This is a genomic window from Micromonospora wenchangensis, from assembly GCF_002210435.1.
Classification (GTDB): Bacteria; Actinomycetota; Actinomycetes; order Mycobacteriales; family Micromonosporaceae; genus Micromonospora; species Micromonospora wenchangensis.
The window spans coordinates 1-16,029 of sequence record NZ_MZMV01000102.1 but is presented as its reverse complement, the minus strand read 5'-3'; the positions used below and the strand labels follow the sequence as shown (position 1 = coordinate 16,029).

The following is a 16,029-nucleotide window of genomic DNA, read 5'->3' as shown; positions in this document are numbered from 1 at the left end:
GCCCGCGCCGGAGCGTCCCGGCCCGCGCCCGCCCGGCCCGGCCGCGCCCGGGCCGGTCAGTTGCCCTCCGGCCGGCCCCGGACCGGAGGTGATCGGGTCTGCGCCGCCACGTCCGTCGGTGCCGCCCGGCCCCGGCGGGTACCCTCCCGGGTCGCCCGACCCGGCGACGACCCGACCGGGACCGCCCGGGGTCACCTCGGCCGGCTCCCGGCCGGTGCCGCCGATCCCGGCGGCCGGACGAGCGCCCGCCGCCGGGTGGCCGGCCGGTTCGGAGCCGGGGGAACCGGCGGACGTGGGGGAGACGGCCCGTTCGGCCGCGTCGGCGGCGACCCGGCGGCCGGGTGGCCCCCACTCCCGCTCGGCGTCGAGGTCCGCCCGGGTACGCGGTGGCACCGGCCGGTCGGCCGGGAGGTCGTCCGGGCCGGGTGGCGGCGTCGGCCGGGCCACGCCCATCGGACGGGGGACCGGCAGCACCACCGTGGGCGGCTCGGGCCGGGGTGTCGCCCGGGTCACCTCCTCCAGTCGACGGGCGGCCTCGTCGTGGCGGATGCGGTGCCGGGGGTCGCGGATCAGCAGCCCGTCGAGCACCGGACGCAGCGGCCCGGCGTGCGGGGCCGGGTCCGGCGGGGAGGTGGCCAGGGCGGCCAGGGTGGCCATCGCGGTGCTGCGGGCGTACGGGGAGCGGCCCTCGACGGCGGCGTGCAGGGTGGCGCCGAGCGACCACAGGTCGGCCTCCACGCTGGACACCCCGTCGGCGGCGCGTTCGGGGGCGACGAACTGCGGGGAGCCGAGCACCATTCCGGGGCGGGTCATCAGCCCGTCACCGCCGTCGAAGGTGGCCAGCCCGAAGTCGGTGAGCATCACCCGGCCGTCGTCGGCGACCAGGACGTTCTGCGGTTTCACGTCGCGGTGCAGCACCCCGGCGGAGTGCGCGGCGCGCAACGCGGACAGCAGCGCCAGCCCGATCTCGGCGGCGCGGACCGGATCGACCGGGCCGGTGGTGTCCAGCACCGTCTGCAACGACCGGGACAGGACGTACTCCATCACGATCCACGGTCGTTCCTCGACCTGCACCACGTCGTAGACCCGGACCACGTTGGGGTGGTTGAGCCGGGCCGCGGTGCGGGCCTCGCGCAGCGTCCGCAGCCGCACCTCGTCGCGTTCGTCGTCGGCCAGCCAGGCGGGGGGCACCACCTCCTTGACCGCCACCTCGCGGTGCAACACCTCGTCGCGGGCCAGCCAGACCCGGCCCATGCCACCCCGGCCCACCAAGTTCAACAGGCGGTACCGGCCGGCGATCACTACCTGCTGCACCGTTCTCCTCACCATCGGCCGAGGTACACCGTAGCCAATGGATCGGGGCGGACCTATCGGTTGTCAGGTCTCGATCCGGTCAGCAGGCCGCGCCGTCGCGTTGCAGCAGGTTGCCCTCGGGGATGGTGATCCGTTGCCGGCCGCCGGCCAGCAGGCCCGCCGCCCGTCGGGCCTGGAAACCGCCGTGGTCACGGCGGGCAGCGGCGTAGCTGCCCGCGGTACGCGCGGCGATGGCCGCCCAGCCGTACCGCTCGCCGACCATGGTGCGGGCCCGTCGGGCCACCCGGCGGGCGAAGACCTCGTCGCCGACGAGCCGGTCGACCGCGCCGGCCAGCGCGCCCGGGTCGCTGTGCGGGAAGGTCACCCCCGTGACCCCGGACTCGACGATCTCGGCGAGCCCGCCGGTGCTCGCCACGGCCAGCGGCGCGCCGGCCGCCGCCGCCTCCAGGGCGATCATGCCGAACGGCTCGTAGAGGCTCGGTACGACGGTCGCGTCGGTGGCGGCGAGCAGCGCCGGGAGCTGCCCGGCGTCGAGGAAGCCGGTGAACCGGACGCTGTCGCCGACGTGCAGCCGGCGTACCTGGTCGACCAGTTCGTCCTTGTACGGGCCGTCCCCGGCGATCACCACCCGCAGCCCCGGGTGCCGGTCGCGCAGGTGGGGCACGGCGTCGACGAGGTGCTGCACGCCCTTCTCGTAGACCAGCCGACCGGCGTAGCCGACCAGCGGGCCGTCCCCGGCGAACCGGGCGCGGGCCGAGGCGACCGCCCGGGGCCGGGCCCGGAACGCCCGGTCGTCGACCCCGTTGGGCACCACGTCGACCCGCCCGGCCGGCACGTCGAACAGCCGGCTGACCTGGGCGCGCATGTATCCGGAGCAGGCGATCACCCGGGCCGAGGCGTTGCTGAGCCAGTGTTCGACGCCGTGGATGGTGCGGTTGAGTTCCCCGGGCAGCCAGCCCTGGTGCCGGCCGGCCTCGGTGGCGTGGATGGTGGTGACCAGCGGCAGGTCGAGGTGCTCGGCCAGGGTGACGGCGGTGTGCCCGACCAGCCAGTCGTGGGCGTGGACGACGTCGTAGCCGGCGGTGTCGGCGGCCCGCAGGGCGGTCCGGGTCAGGGTGTGGTTGAACGCCATCGTCCAGGCCAGCAGGGAGCCGGTGGCCAGCGGGAAGGTCACCGGGTCCTCGGGGGCGCGCAGGACGCGTACGCCGTCGGCGTACTCCTCCAGCGGCGCCCCCTCGGCGTGCCGGGTGACCACGGTGACCTCGTGCCCGGCGGCGGCCAGGGCGGTGGCCAGGGCGTGCACGTGCCGGCCGAGGCCGCCGACCAGCACCGGCGGGTACTCCCAGGACAGCATGAGCACCCGCTGGTGCCGGGCGGGGTGGATGTCGATCACGTCGGCGTCGGGTGACATGCGGCCCCCTTCGGGTGGTGTCCTGGGTGCGCGCCGGTAGGACACCACGATGGTGTCCGTGCGCCGGCCCGGGGTCGCGGCCCATCCTGCCGACTGCCGGATAACCAGCGGAGACGCCACCGTTGCCGGTGTGTAACGGGTGCCTATCGGGCCCGTCGGACGCGGAGCAGCTCGGCCACCGACCACGCCTGGAACGGGCATCCGGTGGCGGCGTGCGGGGCGGTGGCGTCCGCCGTCTCGCTCACCGAGCCCAGGCCGAACTCCCCCAGATGTCCGACCAGACCGACCAGCAGGTCGTCGGTGGGCAGCCCGGCCTTCCGGTACGCCTCGACGAACGGCCCGATCAGCCACGGCCAGACCGTGCCCTGGTGGTAGGCGCCGTCCCGCTCGGCCGGCCCGCCCCGGTGCCGGGGCGCGTACTCCGGCGCGTCGGGGGCGAGGCTGCGCGGCCCCAGCGGGGTGAACAGCCCGGCCGCCACCCGACGCAGCGCCACCGGGTCCGGCTCCAACGGCGCGTACGGCAGCGACCAGGCGAGCAGCTGGTTGGGGCGCAGCAGGTCGTCGTCGTGGTGCGCCGCCCCACCCAGCGGGTACGCGGGGGCGGGCGCGTCCACCACGTCGTGCAGCCAGCCCGCCGGGGTGGGGAACCGCTTGCCGAACGCCTCCCGGGCCCGGTCGTGCAGCCGCCACAGCTCGTCCGGGTCCTGCCCGGCCAGCTCGGTCAGCTCCGCCAACCCGGCCAACCCGTTGATCCACAACGCGTTCACCTCGACCGGCTTGCCGACCCGGGGGGTCACCGGCACCCCGTACACCCGGGCGTCCATCCAGGTCAGCGCGGTGCCCGGGGTGCCGCCCTGGGTGATCAGCCCGTCGTCCGGGTCGACGGCGATGCCGTACCGGGTGCCGGCCAGGTGCGCGCGCACCACCCCGTGCAGTGCCGGCAGCAGCTCGTCGCCCAGGTCGGTGTCGCCGGTGACGGTGACGTGCCGGCCCACCGCGTGCAGGAACCACAGCGTCGCGTCGACGGTGTTGTACTCCACCCGGCCGGTGTCGGCGGTGTTGGCCAGCATCCCCTCCGACAGCGTCGCCGCGTACGCCCGCAGCAGCTCCCGCCCCTCGTCGGCCCGCCCGGTGCACAGGAACAACCCCTCGTACGAGGTCATCGTGTCCCGCGACCAGGCGCCGAACCAGGGGTACCCGGCGACCACGTCCGGCCCGGCGGGGGTACGCACCACGAACGCGTCGGCGGCCAGCGCCAGGGTCGCGTCCACCGCGTCGGCCGGCTTCGCCGCCGCCACCACCGCCCGGTGCCGCTGCCGGGCCGCCGCCACCACCTGCGTCGCCGGGGGCGGCTCCTCGGCCAGGTCACCGGCCCAGGCCAGCACCGACACGGTGTCCCCGGGGTGCTCCAGCGCGCCGGAGAACCGTCCAGCGCACCACAGGTCCTCGTCGGGGTGCAGCCCCCGGGCGGCCTCCTCGCGGTGGTGCACGCCCAGCCACCACTGCCCCTCGGGCGTCCAGTCCGGGCCGGCGAGGCGGAACGCCCCCTCGACCACCGCGCCGCCGTCGGCCGGTTCCACCCGGGGCGTCGGCCCGTCGGCCCGCCGTTCGCCGTGCGCGTCGCGCCAGGTGCAGGCGGCCGAGAGGTCCAGCCGGACCGGGCCGCCGGCCACCAGCCGGTGCACCACCGCCACGGCGGACCGGCCGTACGTCATGGCCAACTCCCGCTCGATCACCACGTCGCCGATCCGCCACCGCCAGCGGGGCAGCCCGTCGACCAGGTCGAACCGTTCGAGGTACTCGAAGCCGCGCGGGTCGACCACCCCGGAGTTCCACTCGTGTGCGCCGAGCCGGACCCGGGCCCCGGACGGCAGGACCACCGCCGGGTCGAGGCTGACCAGACCCACCCGGCGGGCCGCCGGGGTCTCCCCGGCGACCACCAGCAGACCGTGGTAGCGGCGGGTCCGCAAACCGCTCACCGTGCCCATGGCGTACCCGCCGAGACCGTCGGTGACCAGCCATTCCCGGGTCGCCCCGTCGGCCAGTGCACCGCAGACCCCCGGCCCGAAACCGAACTCGATCAACTTCTTTCCTCCTGTGGCGGCGAGGTGTAACACGCCACGACGACAATGGCCGCTGTGGTCAAGTACCCCGGCGGCGTCGAAAATGTGCAGGTGTTCACCGACAGATCGCCCTCCGACGCCCCGTCCCCCGACGCCGAGCGGCTCCGGCTCGCCCAGGCCGACGCCGGGGAGCAGGACTGGCGCGCATGGGGTCCCTATCTGTCCGAGCGGGCGTGGGGGACGGTACGGGAGGACTACAGCGAGCACGGCACGGCGTGGGACTACTTCCCCCACGACCACGCGCGGTCCAGAGCCTACCGGTGGAACGAGGACGGCATGGCGGGCGTCTGCGACGACCGGCAGACGTTCTGTTTCGCGCTGGCGCTGTGGAACGGGGTCGACCCGATCCTCAAGGAGCGGATGTTCGGCCTCGGCGGTGACGGCGGCAACCACGGCGAGGACGCCAAGGAGTACTGGTGGTACCTCGACAGCACCCCCACCCACTCGTGGATGCGCTGGCGCTACCACTACCCGCAGGCCGCCTTCCCGTACGACGAGCTGGTCGCCGTCAACGCCCTGCGCGGCCGGGACGAGACCGAGTACGAGCTGGTCGACACCGGCATCTTCGACGACGACAGGTACTGGGCGGTCACCGTCGACTACGCCAAGGCGTCCCCGACCGACCTGTGCATCCTGATCACGGTCGCCAACCGGGCCGACGAGGCGGCGACCCTGCACGTGCTGCCGACGCTGTGGTTCCGCAACACGTGGGCCTGGGGTCCGCCCGGCGCGGACCGGGTGCCCCGGCTGGCCGGCGAGGGTGCCCGGCTCGTCGGCGAGCACTGGGTGCTGGGGCAGCTCCTGCTGGAGGGGGACGGCTCGCCGACCCCGCTGCTGTGCGACAACGACACCAACGCCGAGCGGCTGTGGGGGCTGGCCGGCCGCTCGCCGTACCCGAAGGACGGGATCAACGACCACGTGGTGGCCGGCGCGGCCACCGTCAACCCGGACCGGGAGGGGACCAAGGGCGCCCTGCACTACGTGCTGGAGGTGCCGGCCGGCGGGCAGCGGCAGATCCGGCTGCGGCTGACCCGCACCGCGCCGCCGCCCGGGGCCGCCGCGCCGCCCCCGGCGGAGCTGGGGGCCGGCTTCGACGCCGTGGTGTGGGCCCGGCGGGCCGAGGCGAACCGCTTCTTCGCCGGGGTGATCCCGGCGGCGGCCAGCGCCGACGAGGCGCTGGTGGCCCGGCAGGCGATCGCCGGGCTGATGTGGGGCAAGCAGTTCTACCACTTCGACGTCAAGCGGTGGCTGGAGGGCGATCCGGGCTCGACGCCGCCGGCCGGCCGCCGGCACGGGCGCAACAGCGCCTGGTGGCACATGACCAGCTTCGACGTGATCTCCATGCCGGACCCGTGGGAGTATCCCTGGTACGCCGCCTGGGACCTGGCCTTCCACTGCGTCACCATCGCCCGGGTCGACCCGGGCTTCGCCAAGGCGCAGGTGCTGCTCCTGCTCCGCGAGTGGTACCTGCACCCCAACGGCCAGATCCCGGCGTACGAGTGGGCGTTCGGTGACGTGAACCCGCCGGTGCACGCCTGGGCGGCGCTGAAGGTGTTCGAGATCGACGGCGGGCGCGACCACGAGTTCCTCGCCCGGGTGATGCACAAGCTGCTGCTCAACTTCACCTGGTGGGTCAACCGCAAGGACACCGGCGGCAACAACCTGTTCGAGGGCGGTTTCCTCGGGCTGGACAACGTCGGTCCGTTCGACCGTTCGGCCGCGCTGCCGGTGGCCGGGGTGCTGGAGCAGTCCGACGGCACCGGCTGGATGGCGATGTACGCCCTCAACCTGCTGGACATGGCGATCGTGCTGGCCGAGCACGACCGGGCGTACGTGGACACGGCGACGAAGTTCTTCGAGCACTTCGCCTACATCGCCGCCGCCGGCTACTCGCAGGGGCTGTGGGACGCCGAGGACGCGTTCTTCTACGACGTGCTGCGCCTGGCCGACGGCACCCAGGTGCCGTTGAAGGTCCGTTCGGTGGTGGGGCTGCTGCCGCTGGCGGCCACCACCCGGCTGTCCGCGCGGACCCTGCACCGCCTGCCCGAGTTGGGGGCCCGGCTGCGCTGGTTCCTCAGCCAACGTCCCGAGTACGCCGACGTGATCGGGTCGCGGCGGCTCGGCCCGGACGGCCGCCAGCAGCGGCTGCTGTCCATGGTCGGCCCGGAGCAGGTGGTCCGGTTGCTGGCCCGGATGCTCGACCCCGACGAGTTCCTCTCCGACTACGGCCTGCGCACGCTGAGCCGGGCCCACCTGGACAAGCCGTTCGCGGTCGACCTGGGCGGGCAGGAGTTCTGCGTCGGCTACGAGCCGGCCGAGTCGACCAGCGGCTTGTTCGGCGGCAACTCCAACTGGCGCGGCCCGATCTGGATGCCGACGAACTTCCTGCTGATCAGCGCGTTACGTGACTACGCGGCGTTCTTCGGCGACGACCTGCAGGTGGAGTACCCGACCCGGTCGGGACGCAAGTGCACCCTGGACGAGATCGCCGACGACCTGTCCGCCCGGTTGATCTCCCTGTTCACCCGGGACGGCTGGGGCCGCCGGCCGATCTACGGCGCGTGTCAGCTCTTCCAGACCCATCCCGACTGGCGGGACCTGATCGCGTTCCCCGAGTACTTCCACGGCGACAACGGCGCGGGCCTCGGGGCCTGGCACCAGACCGGGTGGACGGCGCTGGTGGCCGACCTGATCCTGACCCTGCGCCGGAACAACCCGGATGTGCCGGGCGGGGCGGGACGCTAGCGTGTCCGTCGGCCGCCCGGCCGGGCGGCCGACGGATCGGGGAGGAGCCGGGATGGGTGCGGATGTGACCGGGGCGACGTCGGACGGGGCCGGGACGGTCGCCGGTGGGCGCGCGACGACGTTGATCTTCGACGCCGACGACACGCTGTGGGAGAACAACGTCCTGTTCGAGCGGGTGATCGACGACTTCCTGGACTGGGTCGACCACCCCACCCTCGACCGGGCGCAGATCCGCACCGTGCTCGACGACATCGAGCGGGCCAACGCGGTGGCCCACGGGTACGGCAGCAAGGTCTTCCTGCGCAGCCTCGGCGAGTGCCTGGAGCGGCTGCGGGAGCGGCCGGCCACCGACCGGGAACGCGCGGACATCGACCGGCTGGCCACCGCGCTGGTCAACCACCAGGTCGAGCTGATGCCCGGGGTCGCCGACACCCTCGACGCCCTGGCCACCCGCTACGACCTGCTGCTGCTGACCAAGGGGGACCGCCAGGAGCAGCAGCGCAAGCTGGACGCCTGCGGCCTGCTGCACCACTTCGGCGCGGCGCACATCGTGGCCGAGAAGGACACCGGCACCTACCGGTGGCTGGCCCGGGAGCACGGGTTCGCACCGGCCGACGCCTGGATGATCGGCAACTCCCCGAAGTCGGACATCCTGCCGGCGCGGGCGGCCGGGATGCGGGCGGTGTTCATCCCCAACGAGAACACCTGGGTGCTGGAGGACGACGATCTCGACCCGGCCGACACCGGGGTGATGCGGCTGGCCGCCTTCCCCGATCTGCTCGCCCACTTCTGAGAGCCAACAGCGTCCGGCCGGCTGGCCGTGTCACGTCCCGATGCCGCAATTGCGCCCCGGCGGCAATCACCTCAGCGACCCCGTCCGCCTGCTTGCCCGGCCCTCCGGCGGCTGCCTAACCTGGGCCGGCGTTCACGACCGATCGGGGTGGTCGGGAACGCGCCGAAGTCCGGCACCGGGGCACCGGGGAGCTGAGTGCTGGCGGGCCTGGTCCGCGTGCCGGGCCCGACGGGACCGGCCTGACCCGCCCGTCGCGCCCGCACCGGCGCGAACCGCTGCCGGGCCGGACGGCTGGCGGTCAGGGTCGGGGAGTTGCGGACCCGACCCTGACCCACCCACCGCGCGACGCGCCCCACCCGCCCCGGGGCGGGTGGGGCGTCGCAGAACCGCCGGCGGTGCGATCATGGGCGGAATGCGGACCACACCCGGGACGGCCCGGCGCGACACGGACCCGGCGGCGGGCCGGGGCCGGCCGATCCCGCCACCGAACCGGGCCTCCCGGTTGACCACCCTGCCCGCCGCGACCCGGCAGGTCGTCATCGTCACCGGCACCGGCTACCCGACCACCTACGCCACCCTGGAGACGTTCCACCGGGCGGGCGGCCACTGGGTGCCGGTCTCCGCCCCGCTGCCCGCCCGGCTGGGCGCGAAGGGCTTCAGCGACCACCACACCGAGGGGGTGGCGACCACCCCGACCGGGGTGTATTCGTTCGGCCCCACCATGTACGGCATCGCCGCCGACCCGGGCGTCCGGTTCCCGTACCACCGGGTGGTCACGAACGACTGGTGGAACGAGAACCCCGACTCGCCGGCCTACAACACGTTCCAGCACAGCAGCACGAACCCCGGCGGCTACAGCGAGGCGCTGTGGCGGGAGGTGCCGGCGTACACCCACTTCGCGGTGATCACCTACAACATGCCGCCGAACGTGGCGAAGCCGGTGCCGGACGCGGGCAGCGGCATCTTCCTGCACGAGTTCAGCAGCCCAGCCGGCGGCCCGACCGCCGGCTGCGTCAGCCTGTCCCACGCCGACCTGGTGTCGGTGCTGCGCTGGCTGGACCCGCGGCACACGCCACGCATCGTGATCTGCCCGGCGGCCAACCTCGGCCGCTACTGACCGACCGGGCCTCAGCTCCGGCCGGAGTCGACGCCCGGGTGGGGGCGGGGCCGGCGGACGCCGACCCCGCCGGGGTTCAGGAGATCTCGTTGCGGACGATCGCCACCGCGACCCGGCAGAACTCGTCCATGTCGGGGCGGAAGCCGGCGGCGATGTCCGGGTGCAGCCCGGAGCGGGTCTCGTCGAGCAGCCGTTGGCAGACCTGCTCGACCGGTTCGCCCGCGTAGCTGGCGCGGACCCGGTCGGTGGCGGCCTGCAGGGCCGAGGTCAGCTGATCCTCCAGCGGGCCGCGCAGCTTCTGCTGCACCGGGTCGAGCCCGCGCGGGTCGAGCGTGACATGTGGCTCCGACATCGGTGCTCCCTTCGTCGGCGTCCGCGGTACCCCACCGCGGGCGTCGGTCAAACCACGGCTGGCGCGGCGGCCACCCGGACCTGGTACGAGAGGTTCTCCGCCGGTTCCTCCCGGTACGACAACCGGCGGATCTGCCGGTCGTCGGTGTAGAGCGCGACGTCGACCAGGACCCCGAGGTGGGCCAACCCGATGTTGGCCACCCGCTTCTTGTCCTGGAGCACCGCGCACACCCCGCCCAGCAGGGTGCTGGCGTCGGAGGTGCGGTGCCCGGGTGGGCACCGCAGGATCAGGTCGACCTCGACCGGCCCGGCCAGCGGCGTCCAGCCGGTCTGCTGGGCCGCGGCGCAGGCCGCCTCGAGCAGGGCGCGTACCCTCGTCGCCTGCCGATGGCCGGCGGCGAAGATGGACAGCGCCTCGGTTTTCACCGGTGGCAGGCCGCTCACCTCGAACGTCAGGGCGAGAGCGCGGGTGTCCTGCACCACGGGGCACCTCCTCGTTGAGGACGATCCTGCCCGGACCGGGGGCGCGCAGTGGGAGTTCGCGGGAGAACCCACCGAACGGGCAGGCTGATGTCGGCCGGAGGCGTATCGACTACGACGGCGACGCGCTGGCTTGGTGGAGTGAGTGCGTCAACGCTAGTGCACACGGCACGCCCGGGGACAGCCCACCGCGCCCGCCATCCGGACAGTCGTCGACAAGCCGACGGGACGCGCGATGCCGGTCGGGACGCGCGATGCCGGTCGGGACGGGGGCGGCGCGGTTGGTCGACTCCTTGGGGTCGATGTTGCGGTGTCCGCCGCACCTCGATACCGCTGTACCGCCCCAACTGAGTCGATCTTGCCGGCCGGGTCAGTGCCGCTTGGCGTAGCCGACGAACGCGGTCCAGGCCGTACGGTCGAACTGGAGGGTGCCGCCCTCGCGGTCCTTGGTGTCACGCACAAGCACCCGGCCGGGCAGGTTGTCGGCGAGCTCGACGCACGATCCGCCGTTGCCGCCGGACCTGGTCGACTTCCGCCACTGCGGGGTCATCATGTCCATGGCTTCGCCACTTCCTCGATCAGCTCGATTGCCTGCCGGCGGGGGAGCGCCTCGTTCCGCACGATCTCCCACGTCCTGGCCAGCGTAGCGACATCGGTAGGCGTATCGACGATCTGCGCGGTGAGCTGGTTGTCCGCGTAGGCCACCCGCTCGCCGTCGGGCATCTCGGCGATGATGAACTGCCCGCCCAGCCCCAGGTACATGCCGGCGTCGGTCGGCACGATGTGCACCTGCACGTGCTCCTCGGCGGTCAACCGGGCCAGGTGCTCGCACTGCTCGATCATCAGCCCCGGCTGGTCGAGCACCGGCCGACGCAGCACCGCCTCGTCGATGACGCAGATGAGCTGCGGTGGTCGTTCCCGCCGCAGGATCGCCTGCCGTTCGAGCCGGGACGCCACGATCCGGTCGACGTCGTCCGGGGCGAACCGGCCACCGGCCAGCGTCGCGCGGGCGTGCCAACCGGCCAAGCTCGCCCTGCTCACCGAGTACCGCAGGGACCGCACCGGGCTGCTGGTCTACCTCGGCACCCTGATGCACGAGGCGACCAACCAGCTCGCCCAACTGCACCCCGGGCACCCGCCGGCCCGGATGACCGAACGTTTCCTGTCCTGGGCCAGGGTCCGGCGCTGAAACCGCCCGCACGGGCACGACCCGGACGCCGGTGACGCGCCTGCGCCGGGCCCGGCCGCACCCGGCCCGACTCCGGTTACCGGCAGGTTTCACGACTTCGCAGGTCGGGCAGTGTAGGCCCACGGAACGGCCCGGGGCGGCGTGTTTCCGCACTTCACCGGCCCGGTAACGGCTTGCCGTGCACCGGGGCACGGGTGACCTCCCCGGTTTTCGCCGAAGAGAGGGGAGGGGCGATGACGGACCCCGGAACGGCCCGACACCGGCGTCGGCCGGTGCTCCGGGCCGGGGCGGCCGCCGCCGCGCTGGCGCTGGTCGCGCCGCTGGCCGCGTGCGGCGCCGACGACGGTGGCGGTGGTACGCCCACGATCAACCTGTACTACCCGCCCGAGCAGAACCTGCAGAAGGTCGTCGACGACTGCAACACCCGCGCCGAGGGGCGCTACAAGATCGCCTACCGGGTGTTGCCCCGGCAGGCCGACGACCAGCGGGTGCAGCTCGTCCGCCGGCTGGCCGCCGAGGACACCGGGATGGACGTGCTCGGTCTCGACGTCACCTGGACCCAGGAGTTCGCCAGCGCCAAGTGGATCCGCGAGTGGACCGGGCAGGACAAGAGCGAGGTTGAGCAGGGCACCCTGGCGGGCCCGTTGGACACCGCCCGCTACGAGGACAAGCTCTACGGGGCGCCGAAGAACACCAACGTGCAACTGCTCTGGTACCGCAGCGACCTCGTCCCGCAGGCCCCGAAGAGCTGGGACGACATGATCACCGCCGCCAAGGACCTCAAGGGGCAGGGCAAGCCGTACCGGGTGCTCACCATGGGCGCGCAGTACGAGGGCCTCGTGGTGCTCTACAACACCCTGGCCGAGAGCGCCGGCGGCAAGATCCTCAGCGACGACGGCAAGAAGGCCGTGATGGACGAGGGCACCGTCAAGGCCCTCGACCAGCTCCAGCGGTTCGCCACGTCGGGCGTGACGTCGCCGTCGTTCAGCAACTCCACCGAGGATCCGGTCCGGCTCGACTTCCAGTCCGGCAACGGCGCGTTCCAGGTCAACTGGCCGTTCGTCTACCCGGCGTTGCAGGAGGCCGACCCGGAGCTGGCCAAGAAGGTCAAGTGGGCCCGGGTGCCCGGCATCGACGCGAACACCCCCAGCAAGGTCACCATCGGCGGGGTCAACATGGCGGTCAGCGCCTACTCCAAGCACCCGACGGAGTCCTTCGAGGCGGCCAGGTGCATCCGGGACGCCAAGAACCAGAAGTTCTCCGCGATCAACGACGGGGTGCCCCCGACCATCGAGGCGGTCTACGACGACCCGGAGATGGACGAGGCGTACCCGATGAAGGAGACCATCCTGGAGGAGCTGAAGGAGCCGGCGGTCCGCCCGCTGACCCCCGCGTACCAGAGCATCTCCACGGTGATGTCGGCGATCCTGTCGCCGCCGTCGGCGATCCGGCCGGAGCAGACCGCCAAGGAACTGCGTAAGGCGATCTCCGACGCCCTCCAGTCCAAGGGGGTCCTGCCGTGAGCCGGCGCGCCCCGTTGAGCGAGAACAAGAAGGCCGAACGGAAGCTGGGCTGGCTGCTCTGCGCCCCGGCCGCGCTGGTCATGGTGCTGGTCACCGCGTACCCGATCATCTATTCGGTCTGGCTGTCGTTGCAGCGCTTCGACCTGCGCTTTCCCGACCAGCGCGAGTTCATCGGGCTGGAGAACTACGTCACCGTGCTCACCAACGAGTTCTGGTGGACCGCGTTCGGGGTGACCATGCTGATCACGGTGGTCACCGTCGCGGTGGAACTGGTGCTCGGCATGGGGCTGGCGCTGGTCATGCACCGCACCCTGGTCGGTCGGGGCATCGTGCGGACCGCCGCGCTCATCCCCTACGGCATCGTCACGGTCGTCGCCGCGTTCTCCTGGCGGTACGCCTGGACGCCCGGCACCGGCTACCTGGCCAACCTGTTCGACGGCAGCGCCCCGCTGACCGAGCGGGCCAGCTCGCTGGCGATCATCATGCTGGCCGAGATCTGGAAGACCACCCCGTTCATGGCCCTGCTGCTGATGGCCGGGCTGGCGCTGGTCCCGGAGGACCTGCTCAAGGCGGCCTCCACCGACGGGGCGACGGCGTGGCAGCGGTTCACCAAGGTGATGCTGCCGGTGATGAAGCCGGCCATCCTCGTCGCGCTGCTGTTCCGCACCCTTGACGCGTTCCGGGTCTTCGACAACATCTTCGTGCTCACCAACGGCGGCAACGAGACCTCGTCGGTGTCGATGCTCGCCTACAACAACCTGATCCGGGGGCTCAACCTCGGCATCGGCTCCACGATGTCCGTGCTGATCTTCATCACGGTGGCGATCATCGCGTTCGTCTTCGTGAAGCTGTTCGGCACCGCTGCCCCGGGCAGCGACGACGGGGAGAGGCGCTGACATGGCCGACACCACCACCCGGGCGAAGCTGCGCTGGGGCCTGATCGACGTCATCGTCGTCGTCTTCGCTCTGGTTCCCGTGCTCTGGATCGCCTCACTGTCGTTCAAGACCCCGGCCACCCTCACCGACGGCAAGTTCTGGCCCCGGGAGTGGACGCTGGACAACTACAAGACCATCTTCGACACCGACCAGTTCGTCCGCGCCCTGGTCAACTCCATCGGTATCGCCCTGATCGCCACGCTCATCGCGGTGGTCCTCAGTGCGATGGCCGCGTACGCGATCAGCCGGCTCGACTTCCCCGGCAAGCGGCTGCTGGTCGGGGTGTCCCTGCTGATCGCGATGTTCCCGCAGGTGTCGCTGGTGTCGCCGCTGTTCGAGATCGAACGGCAGCTCGGCCTCTTCGACACCTGGCCGGGGCTGATCCTGCCGTACATCACCTTCGCCCTGCCGCTGGCGATCTACACGCTGTCGGCGTTCTTCAAGCAGATCCCGTGGGACCTGGAGAAGGCGGCGAAGATGGACGGCGCGACCCAGGGGCAGGCGTTCCGGCGGGTCATCGCCCCGCTGGCCGCGCCGGGGCTGTTCACCACGGCGATCCTGGTCTTCATCTTCTGCTGGAACGACTTCCTGTTCGCCATCACGCTCACCTCCACCGAGCGGGCCCGGACGGTGCCGGTGGCGCTGTCGTTCTTCACCGGCGAGTCGCAGTTCGAGGACCCCACCGGGGCGATCTGCGCCGCCGCCGTGGTGATCACCATTCCGATCATCGCGTTCGTGCTGTTCTTCCAGCGCCGCATCGTCTCCGGTCTGACCTCCGGCGCCGTCAAGGGATAGGTGACAACAATGGCTGACATCGTGCTGGACAAGGTGAGCAAGAGTTTCCCCGACGGCACCGTGGCGGTGCAGGACGTCGACCTGGAGATCGCCGACGGTGAGTTCGTCATCCTGGTCGGCCCGTCCGGCTGCGGGAAGTCCACCACCCTCAACATGATCGCCGGGCTGGAGGACATCAGCTCCGGGGAACTGCGCATCGGCGGCGAACGGGTCAACGACAAGGCGCCCCGGGACCGGGACATCGCGATGGTGTTCCAGTCGTACGCGCTCTACCCGAACATGACCGTCCGGGAGAACATGGCGTTCCCGCTGCGGCTGGCCAAGCTCGACAAGGAGACCATCACCGCCAAGGTCGAGGAGGCGGCGAAGGTGCTGGAGCTGACCCCGCTGCTGGACCGCAAGCCGGCCAACCTCTCCGGCGGGCAGCGGCAGCGGGTGGCGATGGGCCGGGCCATCGTCCGGCAGCCCAAGGCGTTCCTGATGGACGAGCCGCTGTCCAACCTGGACGCCAAGCTGCGGGTGCAGATGCGCACGGTGGTGTCCCGGTTGCAGAAGAAGCTCGGCACCACCACCGTCTACGTGACCCACGACCAGACCGAGGCGATGACCCTCGGCGACCGCGTAGTGATCATGCGGGGCGGCGCGATCCAGCAGGTCGGCCCGCCCCAGGAGCTGTACGACCACCCCCGCAACCTGTTCGTCGCCGGGTTCATCGGCTCGCCGTCGATGAACTTCCTGCACGCCGCCGTGGAGGACGGGAAGCTGCGGACCGCCCTGGGTGACGTGCCGATCGGCGAGCGCATCCGCCGCGAGTTGGAGGGGGCCGACGCGCCCCGGGAGCTGATCCTGGGCATCCGTCCCGAGCACTTCGAGGACGCCGAGCTGATCGACGACGAGGCGCGGGCCCGGGGCATGGAGTTCACCGCCCCCGCCGAGATCGTCGAGTCGATGGGCTCCGACAAGTACGTCTACTTCACCGTCGAGGGGCAGCGGGCCAGCGCCGCCGAGCTGGAGGAGCTGGCCGCCGACGCCGGGGCCGACTTCAGCGGCGGCGGCGGCAACCTGGTGACCCGGCTGTCGGCCGAGTCGCCGGTGCAGGAGGGCGAGGACCGGCGGGTCTGGTTCAACCTGGAGAAGATCCACCTGTTCGACCCGTCGACCGGCCGGAACCTGACCCTGCACGAGGGCCGGTCGGCCGGCGCGCTCGGCGACTGACCCACCCCCCTCACCCCGGATCGGTGGCCGCACGCCC

Annotated in this window: 14 protein-coding genes; 7 read left to right on the top strand and 7 right to left on the bottom strand. The window is 72.4% G+C overall.

Annotated elements, in window-relative coordinates:
- The 3 genes from B5D80_RS31495 to B5D80_RS31485 form a co-directional block, all read right to left on the bottom strand.
- On the bottom strand, window positions 1–1,254 hold a 1,254-nt coding region (locus B5D80_RS31495; RefSeq protein WP_245855098.1), incomplete at its 3' end, for a protein kinase domain-containing protein.
- A gap of 139 nt (window positions 1,255–1,393) precedes the next feature.
- A complete protein-coding gene (locus B5D80_RS31490; RefSeq protein ID WP_088647571.1) occupies window positions 1,394–2,725 on the bottom strand; it encodes a glycosyltransferase family 4 protein in 1,332 nt (443 codons plus the stop codon).
- 143 nt (window positions 2,726–2,868) lie between these two features.
- Window positions 2,869–4,809 (bottom strand): amylo-alpha-1,6-glucosidase, encoded by a 1,941-nt coding sequence (locus B5D80_RS31485; protein ID WP_088647570.1) that lies wholly within the window; start codon window positions 4,807–4,809, stop codon window positions 2,869–2,871.
- A 45-nt stretch (window positions 4,810–4,854) separates the two neighbouring features.
- Between B5D80_RS31485 and B5D80_RS31480 the strand changes: the two genes are divergently transcribed.
- The 3 genes from B5D80_RS31480 (at window position 4,855) to B5D80_RS31470 (ending at window position 9,503) form a co-directional block, all read left to right on the top strand.
- On the top strand, window positions 4,855–7,593 hold the full coding sequence (locus B5D80_RS31480; protein WP_088647569.1) for an MGH1-like glycoside hydrolase domain-containing protein: 2,739 nt from the start codon (window positions 4,855–4,857) through the stop codon (window positions 7,591–7,593).
- Window positions 7,594–7,645: 52 nt separating this feature from the next.
- Window positions 7,646–8,386: an HAD family hydrolase gene (locus B5D80_RS31475; protein ID WP_088647568.1), complete on the top strand. Its 741-nt coding sequence runs from the start codon at window positions 7,646–7,648 to the stop codon at window positions 8,384–8,386.
- A 412-nt stretch (window positions 8,387–8,798) separates the two neighbouring features.
- Window positions 8,799–9,503 (top strand): L,D-transpeptidase family protein, encoded by a 705-nt coding sequence (locus tag B5D80_RS31470; RefSeq protein ID WP_158224278.1) that lies wholly within the window; start codon window positions 8,799–8,801, stop codon window positions 9,501–9,503.
- A gap of 76 nt (window positions 9,504–9,579) precedes the next feature.
- Here B5D80_RS31470 and B5D80_RS31465 read toward each other — a convergent pair whose 3' ends face one another.
- The 4 genes from B5D80_RS31465 to B5D80_RS31450 all read right to left on the bottom strand — a co-directional run bounded on the left by B5D80_RS31465 (window position 9,580) and on the right by B5D80_RS31450 (window position 11,375).
- Window positions 9,580–9,855, bottom strand: coding sequence for a hypothetical protein (locus B5D80_RS31465; RefSeq protein ID WP_088647566.1), 276 nt, complete (start codon window positions 9,853–9,855; stop codon window positions 9,580–9,582).
- A 47-nt stretch (window positions 9,856–9,902) separates the two neighbouring features.
- Window positions 9,903–10,334: a RusA family crossover junction endodeoxyribonuclease gene (locus B5D80_RS31460; RefSeq protein WP_088647574.1), complete on the bottom strand. Its 432-nt coding sequence runs from the start codon at window positions 10,332–10,334 to the stop codon at window positions 9,903–9,905.
- A gap of 370 nt (window positions 10,335–10,704) precedes the next feature.
- Window positions 10,705–10,887: a DUF397 domain-containing protein gene (locus B5D80_RS31455; RefSeq protein WP_088647573.1), complete on the bottom strand. Its 183-nt coding sequence runs from the start codon at window positions 10,885–10,887 to the stop codon at window positions 10,705–10,707.
- Window positions 10,884–11,375 carry a DUF5753 domain-containing protein gene (locus tag B5D80_RS31450; RefSeq protein ID WP_169733133.1) on the bottom strand — a complete coding sequence of 164 codons (492 nt, stop codon included), beginning with the start codon at window positions 11,373–11,375 and terminating at the stop codon, window positions 10,884–10,886. The genes B5D80_RS31455 and B5D80_RS31450 overlap by 4 nt, the downstream gene beginning before the upstream one ends.
- 381 nt (window positions 11,376–11,756) lie before the next feature.
- Between B5D80_RS31450 and B5D80_RS31440 the strand changes: the two genes are divergently transcribed.
- From B5D80_RS31440 to B5D80_RS31425, 4 genes are read left to right on the top strand one after another with little or no spacing between them, the layout of a single operon-like run.
- Entirely contained in the window at window positions 11,757–13,046 is a 1,290-nt protein-coding gene (locus tag B5D80_RS31440) for an ABC transporter substrate-binding protein (protein WP_088647564.1), read from the top strand.
- Window positions 13,043–13,942, top strand: a complete 900-nt coding sequence (locus B5D80_RS31435) for a carbohydrate ABC transporter permease (protein ID WP_088647563.1) — start codon at window positions 13,043–13,045, stop codon at window positions 13,940–13,942. Before B5D80_RS31440 ends, B5D80_RS31435 begins: the two co-directional genes overlap by 4 nt.
- A 1-nt stretch (window position 13,943) precedes the next feature.
- Complete coding sequence (locus tag B5D80_RS31430) at window positions 13,944–14,777, top strand: carbohydrate ABC transporter permease (protein ID WP_088647562.1); 834 nt, start codon at window positions 13,944–13,946, stop codon at window positions 14,775–14,777.
- Window positions 14,778–14,786: 9 nt separating this feature from the next.
- A complete protein-coding gene (locus tag B5D80_RS31425) occupies window positions 14,787–15,992 on the top strand; it encodes an ABC transporter ATP-binding protein (RefSeq protein WP_088647561.1) in 1,206 nt (401 codons plus the stop codon).
- The last annotated feature ends 37 nt before the right edge of the window (window positions 15,993–16,029 follow it).

What these genes read in the sequence shown, in the direction of transcription:
- B5D80_RS31465 (WP_088647566.1), bottom strand. Translation starts at nt 9,855, where the DNA reads ATGTCGGAGCCACATGTCACGCTCGACCCGCGCGGGCTCGACCCGGTG.
- B5D80_RS31470 (WP_158224278.1), top strand. Translation starts at nt 8,799, where the DNA reads ATGCGGACCACACCCGGGACGGCCCGGCGCGACACGGACCCGGCGGCG.
- B5D80_RS31490 (WP_088647571.1), bottom strand. Translation starts at nt 2,725, where the DNA reads ATGTCACCCGACGCCGACGTGATCGACATCCACCCCGCCCGGCACCAG.
- B5D80_RS31475 (WP_088647568.1), top strand. Translation starts at nt 7,646, where the DNA reads ATGGGTGCGGATGTGACCGGGGCGACGTCGGACGGGGCCGGGACGGTC.
- B5D80_RS31440 (WP_088647564.1), top strand. Translation starts at nt 11,757, where the DNA reads ATGACGGACCCCGGAACGGCCCGACACCGGCGTCGGCCGGTGCTCCGG.
- B5D80_RS31425 (WP_088647561.1), top strand. Translation starts at nt 14,787, where the DNA reads ATGGCTGACATCGTGCTGGACAAGGTGAGCAAGAGTTTCCCCGACGGC.
- B5D80_RS31455 (WP_088647573.1), bottom strand. Translation starts at nt 10,887, where the DNA reads ATGATGACCCCGCAGTGGCGGAAGTCGACCAGGTCCGGCGGCAACGGC.
- B5D80_RS31430 (WP_088647562.1), top strand. Translation starts at nt 13,944, where the DNA reads ATGGCCGACACCACCACCCGGGCGAAGCTGCGCTGGGGCCTGATCGAC.
- B5D80_RS31480 (WP_088647569.1), top strand. Translation starts at nt 4,855, where the DNA reads ATGGCCGCTGTGGTCAAGTACCCCGGCGGCGTCGAAAATGTGCAGGTG.